Here is a 14012-nt window from a genome sequence, read left to right as displayed (position 1 = left end):
AGAACCCGCGAAAAAACTTCTCCGACAAGCAATCCGGAGCCACAGCGGCACCGAATCCCAGATGACCGTGCACCACACAGCCACAAGGAGTGACTGACATGAAGAGCATGAAGACCCGTACCGGCCTCGTCGCCCTCGCCATCGCCCTGCCCCTGAGCCTCGCGGCCTGCGGCAGCTCCAGCGACAACACCGCCGCCGCCGGTGGCAGCACGCCCGCCGCGACGTCCTCGGACGCCATGACGAGCACGCCGTCCGACACGATGACCTCGTCCGAGTCGATGGACGCCGCTGCGGCCGTCTTCGGTGAGGGCTGCGCCGCGGTGCCGAAGGACGGCGCCGGCTCGTTCAACGGCATGGCCACCGCGCCGGTCGCGACCGCCGCGAGCGCCAACCCGCTCCTGTCGACGCTCGTCACCGCAGTCAAGACCGCCGGCCTCGTCGACACCCTCAACTCGGCTCCCGAGATCACCGTCTTCGCGCCCGTCAACGACGCGTTCGCCAAGATCCCGGCCGCCGACCTCAAGAAGGTCCTCGCCGACAAGCCGACCCTCACCAAGATCCTCACGAACCACGTCGTGGCCGGCAAGCTCTCGCCGGACCAGCTCGCGGGCGACCACAAGACGCTCGCCGGCACCACGATCACGGTCAAGGGCTCTGGCGAGAACTTCACCGTCGGCAAGGCCGACGCCAAGGTCATCTGCGGCAACGTCCCGACCGCCAACGCCACGGTGTACATCATCGACGGCGTCCTGATGCCCTGATCGTCACCTGACCAGGCTGACGCAGACCACGACGACGGGCGACACAATGGACCCCATGTCACGGTTCTCGGTGGTTCCCTCCGGCGATGAGTCGCCGGGGGGACCCGCCCGCCCAGTCACCCTGGAGCAGCTGCTCCGCCGAGCAGCGACGGGAGACGAGACGGCCTTCGCAGAGCTCTACGACGCCGTCTCCTCCCGGCTCTTCGGTCTCGTCCGCCGGGTCGTGCGCGACCCGGCCCAGTCAGAGGAAGTCACCCAGGAGGTCTTCCTCGAGATCTGGCGGCACAGCGCACGGTTCGACCCGAGCAAGGGTGCAGCTCTCTCGTGGATGCTCACCATCGCTCACCGCAAGGCCGTCGACCGGGTCCGGTCGGCGGAGGCAGCCCGTCACCGCGACGAGGGATACGGCGCCAGCAACCAGGACGTCACCCACGACTCCACAGCGGAGGCCGTCGTCGAACGGCTCGATGCGGAGCGGGTTCATCGGGCGCTAGAGACGCTCACACCGGTCCAGCGGCAGGCCCTCGAGCTGGCCTACCTCTCGGGATACACCCATACGGAGGTGGCCACCATGCTCGACCTGCCACTCGGGACCGCGAAGACACGCATCCGTGATGGACTGATCAGACTACGAGACACGTTGGGGGTGACACTGTGAGCGAAGACATCCACGCACTCTCGGGTGCCTACGCCGTGGACGCCCTCGACGACGTCGAGCGTGCGCGCTTCGAGCGCCACCTCGCCGGCTGCACCGCCTGCCAGGCCGAGGTCGAGAGCCTCGTCGCCGCGGCGTCGGAGCTGTCGGTGCTGACCGAGGCCGCTCCGCCGGCCTCGCTCCGGGCCAAGGTGCTCGCCGAGATCGCGACCGTCCGCCCACTGCCGCCCCTCACGGCACCGCAGCACGAGTCCGTCGACGAGGACGTCACGTCGTCCACGCCCCCGGAGCCCGTGCAGGCTCCGGCCGCCACCGCAGCCCCGGCCACCCAGGTCGAGCACGCCGACGACCTCACCGAGCGTCGCCGGTCCCGCTCCACCCGGGGGCTCGCCCGCGGCTGGCGGGTCGTCGTCGCCGCCGCCACGGTGGCCGTGCTCGCCATCGGCGGGTTCACGGTCTGGAAGCAGATCGACAAGGATCCGTCTCGGGCCATCGCCGACCAGGTGCTCGCGGCCCCCGACGCCACGCGCTACGGGCAGCGGCTCGCCGGCGGCGCGACGGCCACGGTCGTCCGCTCCAACTCGCTCCACAAGGCCGTCATCGTCACGTCCGGCATGTCGCAGCCGCCCTCGGGCAAGGTCTTCCAGCTGTGGCTCCAGGACGCGACGGGTCACATGACCTCGGCGGGCCTGATGCCCGGCGGCGGCGACCAGGTGGTCGTGCTGAGCGGCGACGCCAGCCACTCGAAGGGCGCCGGCATCACGGTCGAGCCCGACGGCGGGTCCGACCAGCCGACCTCCGACCCCGTCGCGTTCATCGCCTTCGCCTGAGACAACCGGTCGCCCGGACGTCGGGCGGTCACGAGCTCGCTCCCGGCTTCCCCAGCTGGAGCTCGTGACCGCCCGACTTCCGCGCTCCGGCGGGAATCGCTCCGACCACTCCCGGATCGGTCACCCCAGGTACGGCGGCGCGACGCCCCAGCCCCACCGTGGAGTGGGAGCGCGTTCGACCGGTTCGGCGCCGGGCTGGGAGTTCTCCATGGCGAGCCGGGTGCCCCACTCGAGGTAGCCGATGATCGCGGCCCGGAACTCCGGGTCGGCGGGCAGCTCGGCGTCGTCGGTCGCCAGACTCATCGTGGCTGCGAAGCGGTGCCGTTGCGCTGGCGTGATGGCCAGCCCGAGGTGGTGGCGGAGCATCGACTCGTACCCCCCGTGCCGCTCCGTGTAGGTCGCAGGACCGCCGAGCACCTCGGCCCACCAGTCCGCGACGTGCGCTCGATGATGCTCCGACACCCCGCCCGGGAAGAAGCCCGACAAGGCCTCGTCGAGCTCGACCCGGTCGTAGAAGCAGTCGATCATCCGGCGCAGCGGCGCGAGACCGCCCGCCCACTCGTACAGCGTCGGCAACTCCGGTTCGTGGACTCCACCCATGACGCCAGTGCACCCCACCCGGCGGCCTGCCGCACCCGGATTGATGATCGTGGGCCGTCGGTTGCCGCGATGTCGGGACGTCGGCCGACGTGAGCAGCCGGCTCCGTCGGCGACTCCGGGCCGGTCGTCCCGGTACGTTCTCCTGCCATGGACCGGATCGAGGTGGCGGGCTTCCCCACGGGTGCCGTATGCGTGGCCCTCGTCGTGCGCGGACGATGACCGGGCGTCACGGGCACGGGCTCGTCATCGGGAAGTTCTACCCCTTCCACGCCGGCCACCAGGCGCTCGTGCGGGCGGCGACGAGCTCGTGCGACCGCGTCACCGTCGAGGTCATGGCGCACACCGTCGAGTCGATCCCCGTCGAGGTCCGCGTGGGCTGGGTGCAGGCCGAGCACCCGACGGCCCGCGTCGTCGCGGCCCCGGACGACCACGACGTCGACTTCGACTCGCCGGAGGTCTGGGACCTGCACATGGACGTCATCGAGTCGCACCTCGACGCTCCCGTGGACGCGGTCTTCACGAGCGACGCGTACGGCGAGGAGATGGCCCGCCGGCTCGGCGCGACATGGGTGCAGGTCGACCCGGGACGGGCCTCGACCCCGATCTCGGGGACCGCGGTGCGTGCCGACGTCGCCGGCTCCTGGTGGGCGCTGCCGTCGCCGGTCCGGGCGTGGTTCGCCAAGCGCGTCGTCGTCGTGGGCGCCGAGTCGACAGGCACGACGACGCTGGCCGACGCCCTGGGCGCGCACTACGGCACGACGGTCGTCCCCGAGTTCTGGGGTGAGTGGACCGACCGGCGAGCCGGCGGGCTGACCGGGCCGTGGCACACCGCCGAGTTCGAGCTCGTGGCCCGCGAGCAGGCCGCCCTCGAGGACGCGGGGGCCGCCGCCGCACCGCGACCACTGCTCGTCTGCGACACCGACGCCTTCGCGACGACGCTCCTGCACGAGCGCCACGTCGGCACCCCGTCGCCCAGCGTGCGGGCCCTCGCCGACGCCCGCCCGACTCCGGCCCTCTACCTCCTGTCTGGCGACGAGATCCCCTTCGTCCCGGACGGCATTCGCGACGGCGAGCACGGGCGCGCGTGGATGCAGGGTCGGTTCCGCGAGGAGCTCACGGCCCGCCGCGTGCCGTGGGTCGAGGTGCGGGGCACGCGCGACGAGCGACTGGCCGCGGCCACCGCCGCTGTCGACGAGGTCGTCGCCGAGGGCTGGGACCTCGCCGACCCTGGGCTGACGGGTGGGTTCGCGACCCGGCTGGCGCATCCGCGTGGATGACCACGTCAGGGGAGCAGGCACACACGGGGCTCGGCCACGTCTCGAGCCAGCACGTCGTCGTCGAGCCGGTGCCCGATGCGGCCGCCTTCGGTCCGGGCAAGCCGCGGCGGTTCGCGACGGCCACCTGAGGCGACTCGTCCACCCGAGGTCGCGGACGGCATACGCCATCGGTCGACGCGCGTCAGTGCGGTGGGCCGGCCGCGTCGGCCCAGATGTCGAGCGGGACCGAGCGGACGCTGCGGCCGTCGAGGTCGAGCTCACGACCCATCCGTTTGACTGAACGGAGCACCATCGACCGGTCGTGGATCGTCATCTGCGGCACCTCGGCCGCGAGCCGGGCCTCGACGTGCGACAGCTCGGTCAGCGAGTGGGTCGTCAGGGCGATCATGAGGTTGGGGCGGCCACCGGAGATCCGCCAGCACACGCGGATGCCCGGCAGCCGGCGCAGGGTCGTGGCCACCGCGTCGATGTCGCCGGCGTCGGCGTAGGCCCAGAGCCAGCTGATGACCGGCCACCCCGAGTCCGGCAGAGCCATGTCGCACCGGAGGACGACGCGTCCGTTGCCGACGAGGTCGGCGAGCCGGCGCCGGACCGTGCTCTCGCTGAGCCCCGCCCGCGCTGCCATGGTGGCCACCGGCATCCTCCCGTCCTCGCCGAGCAGCAGGATCAGCTGACGGTCGACGGCGTCGTAGCCCCGGGCGAGGTCGGTCTGCTCGGACGTCAGGCCGTCGAGACGCGGCTGCGGCGCCCGCATCATGACGGCGCGCTGCGAGGCGTCGAGCACGTGCAGCTGCCAGTGGTCGCCCATCGAGTAGACCTTCGTCACCGCATGGCTGCTCGTCGCGACGACGCCCGGGATCGTGCCGACCGACTCGAGGAGGAAGCGGGAGAGGAACGCGAGGTCGCGCACCTCGACGAGGATCGTCAGGGAGCGGGGCCCGCTCGTGTGCTCGACGCTGAGCACGTGGGGCAGCTCGGTGACCTGCCGCGCAATGGCCAGTGTCTGGGCAGCGCTGCAGCTCAGCTCGACGACGGCGAGGCACGACTCGGGGCGCCCCTGCCCGGTCGCCCGCCCGGACACCCAGGCGATGCCCGCCGACGAGAGTCGCTGCCAGCGTCGGGCCACCGTCACCGGGTCGACGTCGAGCGCCTCGCCGACGAGCGTCCACGACGCGCGAGGCTGCAGCTGGAGGCAGTTGACGATCGCCAGGTCCAGCTCGTCGGCGCGTGCGGCGGAATCCTGCGGAATCTCAGCACTCGTCGCGAGATCCTGCGCATTCCGGGCTCTTCGTGGCATGGCTGCCATTCTCGGTCACTGGTGCGGCCCGCTCAAGGCGGCCCGACGCCACACCGTCCTCAGCACGCACGACCGACACAGGAGCGACGCATGCCGCCCGAAGGCGCGACCCGCGAGATGACGCGACCGACCCAGCCGGCCGGTCTCGACTGGACCACGCGGCTCATGGAGATCGACACGACGAGCCGCGACAGCAACCTGCCGCTCATCGACCTCGTCGCCGCGCACCTGCGGGAGCACGGCGTCGAGCCCGTCCTCATCACGAACGACGACGGGACCAAGGCCAACCTGCTCGCCACCATCCCGGCGGCGGACGGCACGACCACCGGGGGCGTGGTCCTGTCGGGGCACACCGACGTCGTGCCGGTCGACGGGCAGGACTGGGCCAGTGAGCCGTTCGTCCCCGAGATCCGCGACGGCCGTCTCTACGGCCGCGGCTCCTGTGACATGAAGGCCTTCATCGGTTCGGTCATGGCCACGGTGCCGGCCCTGAGCACGACGCCGCTCCGTGAGCCGGTCCACCTCGCCCTGTCCTACGACGAGGAGGTCGGCTGCGTCGGCGCCGTCTCCCTCGTCGACGCGATCGTCGAGCGTGGGCTGCGCCCCCGGGCCTGCATCGTGGGCGAGCCGACGAGCATGCGGGTGATCCGCGGCCACAAGTCGCTGACGATGCTGCAGGTGACCTTCCACGGAGTCGCGGCCCACTCCTCGCGGACGCCCTTCGGTGTCAATGCGATCGAGTATGCCGCCCAGCTCGTCCGCTTCGTCCGTGGCGTCGCCGACGGCTTCCGCACCGACGGCCCGTTCGACGAGCACTACGACGTGCCCTTCACGACGGCGACGGTCAACCAGATCGAGGGCGGCATCGCCGTCAACACCGTCCCGGCCGAGTGCTCGCTCACCTTCGAGTTCCGCGCCGTCGGCGCGGTGGACGTCGACGCGACCGTCGAGACCTTCCGCGCCGAGGCGCGCCGCATCGAGGCCGAGATGCGCCGCGAGAACCCTGACGCCCGCGTCGAGGTGTCGATCGGCGCCCAGGCACCGGGCCTCGAAACCGCGGACGACGAGGACGCCATCGACCTCGTGACGAGGGTCGGTGGCGAGGCCTCCACCGAGAAGGTGGCCTACGGCACCGAGGCCGGCCTCTTCCAGCGCGCCGGCATCCCGACCGTCGTCTGCGGCCCCGGCGACATCGCGCAGGCCCACGCGCCGGACGAGTTCGTCGCGATCGAGCAGATCGAGCGCTGCGACACCCTCCTCGCCAACCTCCTCAGCCACCTCAGCGCCTGACGCGCCCCGACCTCCCACGCCGTCCCGAAGGAGCACCATGACCCTGACCGCCACACCGACAGACGTGACTCCCGAACGCTTGGCCGAAGCCCGCAAGGCGGTGCTGAGCAGCTCCATCGGCGCCGCGCTCGAGTGGTTCGACATCATCGTCTACGCGTCGTTCGCCATCGTCATCGCCGAGAACTTCTTCCCGGAGGGCGACCAGACCCTCGGCCTGATCCTCACGTTCGCGACGTTCGCCATCTCCTACCTCGTCCGTCCGCTCGGCGGGATGCTCATCGGCGGTTACGGCGACCGGCACGGGCGCAAGAAGGCGCTGACCCTCACCCTCCTGCTCATGATGGTCGGCACGGTCCTCATGGCGGCCGCGCCCACCCACGCCATGGTGGGGGCGTGGGCCGGGGTCATCATCCTCGTCTCACGGCTCGTCCAGGGCTTCTCGGCGGGCGGCGAGTTCGGCTCGGCGACGACGTTCCTCGTCGAGACCGCGCCGCACCGCAAGGCCTACTACGCCTCCTGGCAGGTGGCGAGCCAGGGCCTCTCGATGTTCCTCGCGTCGGCGTTCGGCTACGTGCTGTTCACCCAGCTGTCCAAGGAGGACCTCTACTCCTGGGGCTGGCGCATCCCGTTCGTCATCGGGTGCCTCATCGGTCCGGTCGGCCTCTATGTCCGGGCTCGCCTCACGGAGCCCAAGGAGTTCACCGAGAGCACCCCGAACGAGGCACCGATCCGTGCGACGTTCACCGAGCACCTGGGTCGGGTGGTCACCGGCTCGGCCTGCGTCGGCGTCGCCACCATCTCGGTCTACCTCATCCTCTTCATGCCGACGTATGCCGTGAAGAACCTCGGCGTCCCCGCGAGCGCCGCGTACCTCGGCGGCGTGGTCGCGGGCGTGGTGACGATGGTCGGAGTCCCGCTCGTCGGTCGGCTGGCCGACCGCGTCGGACCGGCCCGGGTCATGGTGTGGGCCGCCGTGGGCGCGCTCGTGCTCGCGTGGCCGCTCTTCGCGATCGTCATCACCTCGCCGACCGTCCCGGTCCTCGTCGTGTCGATCGGGCTCCTCGGCGTCATCATGGCCTTCTACTTCGGCCCTCTGCCGGCCCTGCTGACCACGCTCTTCCCGAGCGACGTGCGGGCCACCGGCGTCTCCGTCGCCTACAACGTCGGCGTCACGGTCATGGGCGGCATCGCCCCGCTCGTGCTGACCTGGCTCATCGGCCTCACCGGCTCGCTCAACGCCCCGAGCGTCTACTACATGGTGGTCGCCGTGATCTCGCTCGTCGGCCTGACGGTGGCCCGCCGACGCTACGGCGCCGCCTGAGTGCCCGCCGTCCGCGGCGTCGGCGTGCTCGCCCGACGTCGCGGACGGCATACGCCCCCGGTCCGGCGGGTGTCAGACGGAGGCCGGCCAGCGACGGGCGCGCCACTCCGCCCAGGAGGCGAAGCCCGCCGGTGGGTCGTCGACGGGTTCGCTGCCGTCGAGCTCACCGGGCGTCGGGACCTCGATGCTCGTGGCCCACGCGTCGAGCTCCTCGTCGGACATGTGCCACGTCGTGTGCGACGCCTCGGCCAGGCGCAGCTCCAGACGACGACGCTGCTCGCCCCGGGTCAGCTCGAAGTAGTGGATCTCCACCCGTGCACCCCGGTCGGCTGCAGCCTGCCGCAGGGCGGAGCGCTCGTCCCGGCCCCACAGGCCGTAGTCGATGACGACGTTGGTGCCGAGCTCGAGGGCGCGCAGGCCGACCTCGATGAGCCGGCCCTCGATGACGTCCTGGGCCGACGGCGGGTTGTCTTGCCCGTAGAGCGCCTTGACCCACTCGTCCTTCGTCAGTCGGAGGGCCCGCTGCTCGACCTCGAGGCGCCGGGCTGCGGTGGTCTTGCCGGTGCCGGGCAGTCCCACGGTCAGGAACAGGGTCGGGGGGCTCATCGATCACCTTCCGTGCGAGCGTTTCGCCCCATCATCGTCGACCTCTCGCCGGGGTCGGCCCTGTCCGGTCCGTCGCCGACGACGTCGACGACGTCTCTCCCTCCGCGAGCAGCGACTCGTGGCTAGTGTCGACATCGGAGCACTGCCAGCGTCGAAGGAGGCCGCGATGAGATTCATGCTGATGATGCACGTGGGGCACGACGGCGGTCGCGAGGTGCTGGAGTGGAGCCAGACAGACATCGCGAACATGATCGAGTTCCAGCGGTCGTTCGACCGGGAGCTCGAGGAGAACGGCGAGATGGTCTTCAACGCCGGGCTCGCGTGGCCCGACCAGGCACGGATCGTGCGCCACGCCGACGGGGCGCCCGCCGTCAGCGACGGGCCGTTCCCCGAGGGTCGGGAGTTCCTCATCGGCTTCTGGGTCGTCGAGTGCGACAGCGAGGAACGGGCGTATGCCATCGCGGCGAAGGCGTCGTCGTCACCCGGGCCGGGTGGGGCGCCGACCGGCGTCCCGATCGAGGTGCGTCCGCTCGCCGGGCCTCCGCCCGTCGACGCCTGACCGACGGGCGGACCACGGACGACACGTGGACGTCCTTCCCGCACTGACGCTCGGGCAGTCCACCGTGCCTTCCGGGCGCTGACGATCCCGCCGGGGCGCCGGGTCGCGAGGTACGTTGTCGCCATGAGCGACACCCCCGTGTCAGGCGGGTCCACCGGGCCGACGGGCCCGGACGAGCAGTTCACCGTCCCCGTGCCCAACCTGCCGCGCGGTCCGGGGGCCGGCGCGGCCGGACCCACGACACCTGCGGCCGCGGCGCCGACGCAGGCCATCCCCGTCTTCGAGCCGACGCGTGAGCCGCCGACGGCCGACCCGTCGTGGCCCTCCCCACAGCCGTCTGCTCCCCCCGTGCCGCCGAATCCGTATGCCGGACAGCCGGTTTGGCCGGCCACCTCAGCTCCCAGCCAGGTCACCGACGAGACCGTCGACCCGCTGCTCGGGCAGATCGGTGTGGCGCTCTTCTGGATCACGGTCGGCTGGTGGCTCTTCGTCGTGATCCGCGTCCTCGGCTTCCTGACCCGTCACGGCGTCACCGACACGATCCTCATCCGGACCATCGACCTCGGCGCCGAGGAGACGGTCGTCGCAGCCGTCCTGTCGGTCCTCGCGGCGCTGCTGCTCCTCCTCGGTCGCGGGCGATCCGGCCGATCGCCCCTCGGCTGGGCCTCCCTCGCTCTCGCCGTCGTCACGGTCGGCGTCGCCGTCTGGCGCCTCCTTCCGTGACCGGGATCGCCTGAGCGCGAACGGGATCCGATGCTCACCCCTACAGCGGCCCGAGAGGTCGCAGACGCCTACGGTCTCGACGGGACCGCGAGCCTGACCGGCCCGGTCGCGCGCGGTCAGCTCGGCCAGGTGTGGCGGCTCGACACCGGTCACGGCAGCCACGCCGTCAAGGAGTGGTTCGCCACGCCCGACCTGGACGCAGCCTCGAGGGACGCCGACCTTGTCGCGGCGGCCCGAGAGCAGGGCGTCGTCACGCCGCGGATCCTGCGCACGACCAGCGGCGACGTGGCCACGACCGTCGACACCACGGACGGCGAGACGGCCGTCCGGGTCTTCGAGTGGGTCGACCTGCAGCCACGGACCCGCCGACTCGACCCGGTCGCGGTCGGGCGCACGCTCGCGGGACTGCACCGGGCGGGCGCGCCGTCGGACGAGGCCGTCGACAACTGGTTCGCGACGGGCTTCGGCGAGCAGCGGTGGCGCGAGCTGCACCAGCGGGTCCTCGAGGAGGGTGCACCGTTCGCCGGGCAGCTCGGCGCGCTCGTCGACGAGCTCGTCGCCGTCGAGTCGGTCGTCGAGCCGCACGAGTCGCCCATCGTCTGCCACCGCGACCTCTGGGCCGACAACGTGCTCGCCACGTCCGGCGGTGACGTCTGCGTCATCGACTTCGAGAACCTCGGCCCGGCCGACCCGAGCCAGGAGCTCGCCATGGTGCTCTTCGAGTTCGGCGACGACGACCCGGCCCGCGCGCGGCGGCTGCACACGGCATACCGCGAGGCCGGCGGACCGGGGCGGGTCACCCGCCGCGGGCACTTCACGATGCTCGTCGCCGAGCAGGCCCACATCGGCCAGCTCGCCTGCTCGCGCTGGGTCGGTGCGAGCAGCGAGCCGGAACGCGAGCGCCTCGCCGCCTGGTTCCTCGAGATCCCCGACGACCCGGTGACGCTGCCGCGCATCGACCGGGTGCTCGCCGCCGTCACCTGACGTCGGAGAGCACCGCTCCGCGGCTGGGCTCAGGCCCGGACGACCCGCAGGGTCCGCACCTCGAAGGCACCGAGCTCCACCTGCACCGCGCCATCGACGACCGGGACCTCGCCGTCGTCCAGCGGCTCCTCGAGGAGCGTCGCCGTCGTCACCGAGCCGACCGGGAGGTCGAGTCGCACCGTGCCGCGGGCCCGTCCACCGAGCGACTCGTAGACCCGGACGACGAGGTCGCCCGAGCGGTCGGCGGCCTCCTTGACGCTCGACACGACGATGCCCTCACCCGTCGCCGTGACGAGCGGGCCGACGCCGTGGCCACCGGTGACCCGACGGGCCGGCGTCCCCATGAGCGCGCCCTCGCGTGTCGCGACCTCGGCGTCGGCCCCTATGACGAGCCCGTAGCGGTGCGTCTGGACGCCCTGGTCGGTCTCGGGGTCGGGGAAGCGCGGGGCCCGCAGCAGCGACAGCCGCAGCGTCGTGATGACGTCGTCGCCGACGACGTCGCGAGTCACGTCGTGGCCGTAGGTCGAGTCGTTGACGAGCGCGACCCCGAAGCCGCGCTCCTCGGCGAGCACGAAGCGGTGCATGGACGTCTCGAACTTCGCCGCCTCCCAGCTCGTGTTCGTGTGCGTGACCCGGCGGTGGAAGCCGAACTGCGTCTCTGCGGCGACGTGCTCGGCGCGCACGTCGAGCCGGAAGGCGACCTTGAGGAACTTCTCCGTCTCGTTCCAGTCGGTCTCCTGCTCGATCTCGAGGAGCCTCGCTCCCGGTGCGAGCGAGAGCTCCTGTCGCACGGTGGAGTCGGGCGAGATGCGCCGCTCGACGACGACCCGGGCGACCCCCTCCTCGTCGACCGAGGCCGACAGTGCGCTCACGTCGCGCAGGTCGGTGACCCGGTTGCGGTAGTAGCGGTCGACGTCCCACGCGTCCCAGCGGTTCGGGACGTCCTCGTGCAGCTGGAGGAGGTTGCCCTCGCGCCCCGGTGCGATGGCGTCGCGTGCCGTCGCGAGGTCGACGGCCGAGGTGACCAGTCCCTCGGCCGACACCGTCACCGCGACGACGCCGTTGTCGAGGACCCAGCCGCCGTCGCGCTCGCTCAGCGACACGGCATACGCCCCGGGCTCGTCGGTCCGCGACTCCCGCTCGACGACGCCGCCGGCCGGCACCCCGGCACGCTCGAAGGGCGCGGCGTTGGCCTCGAGGGCCGTGTCGCCCTCACCGACGAGCGCCGCGAGGGAGCGCGCGACGATCGCCTCGGCCGCTTCGGTGACCCGGGCGTACTGCTCGACCGCCTCGCGGTGCACCCACGCGATCGACGTCCCGGGCAGGATGTCGTGGAACTGCTGGAGCAGCACCTGCTCCCACAGGGCGTCGAGCTCGTCGTGGGGGTATGCCGTCCCCGTCCGCACGGCGGCCGTGGCCGCCCACAGCTCCGCCTCGACGAGCAGGTGCTCGGTGCGACGGTTGCCCTGCTTCGTGCGGTGCTGCGAGGTCAGCGTCGCCCGGTGCAGCTCGAGGTAGAGCTCCCCGACCCAGACGGGCGCCTGCGGCAGCTGCTCACGGGTGCGGTCGAAGAAGGCGTCGGGGTGCTCCCAGCGCACCCTCGGGCTGCCCTCGAGATCGGCGAGGCGGCTCGCCCGGCCCGTCATCTCGCGGGTCGTGCCGCCGCCGCCGTCGCCCCAGCCGACGGGCGCGATCGAGCCGGTGGCGACGCGGCTCTCGCGGAACTGGCGCGAGGCCAGGGCGACCTCCGCGCCGGACAGCTGCGCGTTGTAGGTGTCCATCGGCGGGAAGTGGCTGAGGACGCGGGAGCCGTCGATGCCCTCCCAGAGGAAGGTGTGGTGCGGGAACGTGTTGACCTGGTTCCACGAGATCTTCTGCGTGAAGAACCACTCGAAGCCGGCCCGGCGCATCAGCTGTGGCAGGGCGGGCGAGTAGCCGAAGCTGTCGGGCAGCCAGACGCCGCGGCAGCGGATGCCGAGCTCGGTCTCGAAGAAGCGCTGGCCGTGGAGGAACTGGCGCACGAGCGACTCGCCGGACGGCATGACGGTGTCGCTCTCGACCCACATGCCCCCGAGCGGCAGGAAGCGGCCGGCGGCGACGGCTGCCTTGACCCGTTCCCAGACCTCGGGCCGGTGCTCCTTGATCCACGCGTACTGCTGGGCGCTCGACATGCCGTAGACGAAGTCGTCGGTCTCGTCGATGAGCGTCGTCATCGACGAGGTCGTCCGGGCCACCTTGCGGATCGTCTCGCGCACGGGCCACAGCCAGGCGCTGTCGATGTGGGCGTGGCCGACGGCGGAGATCTCGTGCGCGCTCGCCTCGGCGGGGCGGGCGAGCACGTCGACGAGGGCGGCGCGCGCATCGGCGGCCGTCGCGGCGACGTGCTGGAGGTCGAGGCGGTCCATGGCGTCGTCGAGGGCCTGGAGCACCTGCATGCGCCGCGGTCCGGGCGGCAGCTCGGCCTGCAGCTCGAGGAGCACCTGGACGTCGAGCGCGAGCTCGAAGACGTCGCGCTCGAAGACCGCGAGGTCGAGGCGACCGGTCGTGTACAGGCGCGTCGACGAGCTCGTGACGATGTCGCCCTCGCGCGTCGGCACGAAGGGGTTGCCCGCGACGAGGATCGGGTTCGAGGCGGCCTCGACGTAGAGCTCGACGGCCTGCCCGGCATCGGCCTCGTCGGCGACGAGGACCCACTGGTTGCGCGGGTTGAGCGACTTCATCGGCGTGCCGTCGGCGCGGTAGACGAGCCCCTCGCACTGGAAGCCGGTCATGTCGCGGTCGAAGCCGAGGTCGGCGACGATCTCGACGCGCCGCCCGGCCCAGTGCGCCGGCACCTGCCCCGTGAGCCGGAACCACGTCGTGCCCCAGGCGGCGCCCCACGGGGTCCCGACGGCATACGGCGTGTAGTCGAGGGCGAGGCCTTCGGCCGGCGACACCGGCTCGCCGGGCAGCTCGTGCCACTCGGCCGTGAGCTGCACCGCCTCGGCGTGCACGGCCGGGAGGATGCGCTCGGCGAGGACGCGCGTCACGCGCCCCACGGTCAGGGGGATGTCGTCGTGCATGGCTGCCTCTCGGGGGTGCGGGGTCGGCCGATCTCGGCACGACGGCC

At 72.0% G+C, this 14012-nt stretch carries 14 protein-coding genes; 10 read left to right on the top strand and 4 right to left on the bottom strand.

From position 1 onward, the window contains the following. Nucleotides 1-98 precede the first annotated feature (98 nt). From ASH01_RS20990 to ASH01_RS20980, 3 genes are read left to right on the top strand one after another with little or no spacing between them, the layout of a single operon-like run. Nucleotides 99-761 carry a fasciclin domain-containing protein gene (locus tag ASH01_RS20990; RefSeq protein ID WP_056780801.1) on the top strand — a complete coding sequence of 221 codons (663 nt, stop codon included), beginning with the start codon at nt 99-101 and terminating at the stop codon, nt 759-761. 46 nt (nt 762-807) lie between these two features. Continuing rightward, nucleotides 808-1419 (top strand): ECF RNA polymerase sigma factor SigK, encoded by a 612-nt coding sequence (gene sigK, locus ASH01_RS20985; protein ID WP_156415698.1) that lies wholly within the window; start codon nt 808-810, stop codon nt 1417-1419. Continuing rightward, the gene (locus tag ASH01_RS20980) at nt 1416-2246 is read left to right on the top strand and encodes an anti-sigma factor (protein ID WP_056780798.1); all 831 of its coding nucleotides are present in this window, start codon (nt 1416-1418) and stop codon (nt 2244-2246) included. The genes sigK and ASH01_RS20980 overlap by 4 nt, the downstream gene beginning before the upstream one ends. Nucleotides 2247-2366: 120 nt before the next feature. On the opposite strand, the gene ASH01_RS20975 is transcribed toward ASH01_RS20980, so the two are convergent. Further along, nucleotides 2367-2846, bottom strand: coding sequence for a group II truncated hemoglobin (locus ASH01_RS20975; RefSeq protein WP_056780795.1), 480 nt, complete (start codon nt 2844-2846; stop codon nt 2367-2369). Between the two features lie 215 nt (nt 2847-3061). Here ASH01_RS20975 and ASH01_RS20970 point away from each other — a divergent pair, with 215 nt between their 5' ends. Together ASH01_RS20970 and ASH01_RS23885 are read left to right on the top strand one after the other, a co-directional pair. Next, nucleotides 3062-4123, top strand: a complete 1062-nt coding sequence (locus ASH01_RS20970; protein ID WP_056780792.1) for an AAA family ATPase — start codon at nt 3062-3064, stop codon at nt 4121-4123. Beyond that, the gene (locus ASH01_RS23885; protein ID WP_268807415.1) at nt 4120-4251 is read left to right on the top strand and encodes a hypothetical protein; all 132 of its coding nucleotides are present in this window, start codon (nt 4120-4122) and stop codon (nt 4249-4251) included. The genes ASH01_RS20970 and ASH01_RS23885 overlap by 4 nt, the downstream gene beginning before the upstream one ends. 53 nt (nt 4252-4304) lie before the next feature. Here ASH01_RS23885 and ASH01_RS20965 read toward each other — a convergent pair whose 3' ends face one another. Then, a complete protein-coding gene (locus ASH01_RS20965; protein ID WP_056780789.1) occupies nt 4305-5420 on the bottom strand; it encodes an Lrp/AsnC family transcriptional regulator in 1116 nt (371 codons plus the stop codon). A 90-nt stretch (nt 5421-5510) separates the two neighbouring features. Here ASH01_RS20965 and argE point away from each other — a divergent pair, with 90 nt between their 5' ends. Next, nucleotides 5511-6710, top strand: a complete 1200-nt coding sequence (gene argE, locus ASH01_RS20960; RefSeq protein WP_082620061.1) for an acetylornithine deacetylase — start codon at nt 5511-5513, stop codon at nt 6708-6710. 37 nt (nt 6711-6747) lie between these two features. Continuing rightward, the gene (locus tag ASH01_RS20955) at nt 6748-8031 is read left to right on the top strand and encodes an MFS transporter (RefSeq protein WP_056780788.1); all 1284 of its coding nucleotides are present in this window, start codon (nt 6748-6750) and stop codon (nt 8029-8031) included. 72 nt (nt 8032-8103) lie between these two features. On the opposite strand, the gene ASH01_RS20950 is transcribed toward ASH01_RS20955, so the two are convergent. Continuing rightward, entirely contained in the window at nt 8104-8637 is a 534-nt protein-coding gene (locus ASH01_RS20950) for an AAA family ATPase (protein ID WP_056780786.1), read from the bottom strand. Between the two features lie 166 nt (nt 8638-8803). On the opposite strand from ASH01_RS20950, the gene ASH01_RS20945 reads away from it, so the two are divergent. From ASH01_RS20945 to ASH01_RS20935, 3 genes are all read left to right on the top strand, one after another. Further along, on the top strand, nt 8804-9196 hold the full coding sequence (locus ASH01_RS20945; protein WP_056780784.1) for a YciI family protein: 393 nt from the start codon (nt 8804-8806) through the stop codon (nt 9194-9196). 123 nt (nt 9197-9319) lie between these two features. Then, nucleotides 9320-9919: a hypothetical protein gene (locus ASH01_RS20940; protein WP_056780782.1), complete on the top strand. Its 600-nt coding sequence runs from the start codon at nt 9320-9322 to the stop codon at nt 9917-9919. 30 nt (nt 9920-9949) lie between these two features. Then, entirely contained in the window at nt 9950-10903 is a 954-nt protein-coding gene (locus ASH01_RS20935; RefSeq protein WP_056780778.1) for a phosphotransferase enzyme family protein, read from the top strand. Between the two features lie 29 nt (nt 10904-10932). Here ASH01_RS20935 and ASH01_RS20930 read toward each other — a convergent pair whose 3' ends face one another. Next, nucleotides 10933-13965: an alpha-mannosidase gene (locus ASH01_RS20930; RefSeq protein WP_056780775.1), complete on the bottom strand. Its 3033-nt coding sequence runs from the start codon at nt 13963-13965 to the stop codon at nt 10933-10935. Nucleotides 13966-14012 lie beyond the last annotated feature (47 nt).

Source organism: Terrabacter sp. Soil811 (assembly GCF_001429655.1).
Lineage (GTDB): Bacteria > Actinomycetota > Actinomycetes > Actinomycetales > Dermatophilaceae > Terrabacter.
The sequence above is the reverse complement of the archived record's forward strand: the minus strand, read 5'-3'. Positions and strand labels throughout refer to the sequence as shown.

Coding starts and splice junctions, on each gene's coding strand:
- ASH01_RS20930 (WP_056780775.1), bottom strand. CDS start 13,965: ATGCACGACGACATCCCCCTGACCGTGGGGCGCGTGACGCGCGTCCTC.
- ASH01_RS20990 (WP_056780801.1), top strand. CDS start 99: ATGAAGAGCATGAAGACCCGTACCGGCCTCGTCGCCCTCGCCATCGCC.
- ASH01_RS20970 (WP_056780792.1), top strand. CDS start 3,062: ATGACCGGGCGTCACGGGCACGGGCTCGTCATCGGGAAGTTCTACCCC.
- argE (WP_082620061.1), top strand. CDS start 5,511: ATGCCGCCCGAAGGCGCGACCCGCGAGATGACGCGACCGACCCAGCCG.
- ASH01_RS20945 (WP_056780784.1), top strand. CDS start 8,804: ATGAGATTCATGCTGATGATGCACGTGGGGCACGACGGCGGTCGCGAG.
- ASH01_RS23885 (WP_268807415.1), top strand. CDS start 4,120: ATGACCACGTCAGGGGAGCAGGCACACACGGGGCTCGGCCACGTCTCG.
- ASH01_RS20965 (WP_056780789.1), bottom strand. CDS start 5,420: ATGCCACGAAGAGCCCGGAATGCGCAGGATCTCGCGACGAGTGCTGAG.
- sigK (WP_156415698.1), top strand. CDS start 808: ATGGACCCCATGTCACGGTTCTCGGTGGTTCCCTCCGGCGATGAGTCG.
- ASH01_RS20955 (WP_056780788.1), top strand. CDS start 6,748: ATGACCCTGACCGCCACACCGACAGACGTGACTCCCGAACGCTTGGCC.
- ASH01_RS20935 (WP_056780778.1), top strand. CDS start 9,950: ATGCTCACCCCTACAGCGGCCCGAGAGGTCGCAGACGCCTACGGTCTC.
- ASH01_RS20940 (WP_056780782.1), top strand. CDS start 9,320: ATGAGCGACACCCCCGTGTCAGGCGGGTCCACCGGGCCGACGGGCCCG.
- ASH01_RS20975 (WP_056780795.1), bottom strand. CDS start 2,846: ATGGGTGGAGTCCACGAACCGGAGTTGCCGACGCTGTACGAGTGGGCG.
- ASH01_RS20950 (WP_056780786.1), bottom strand. CDS start 8,637: ATGAGCCCCCCGACCCTGTTCCTGACCGTGGGACTGCCCGGCACCGGC.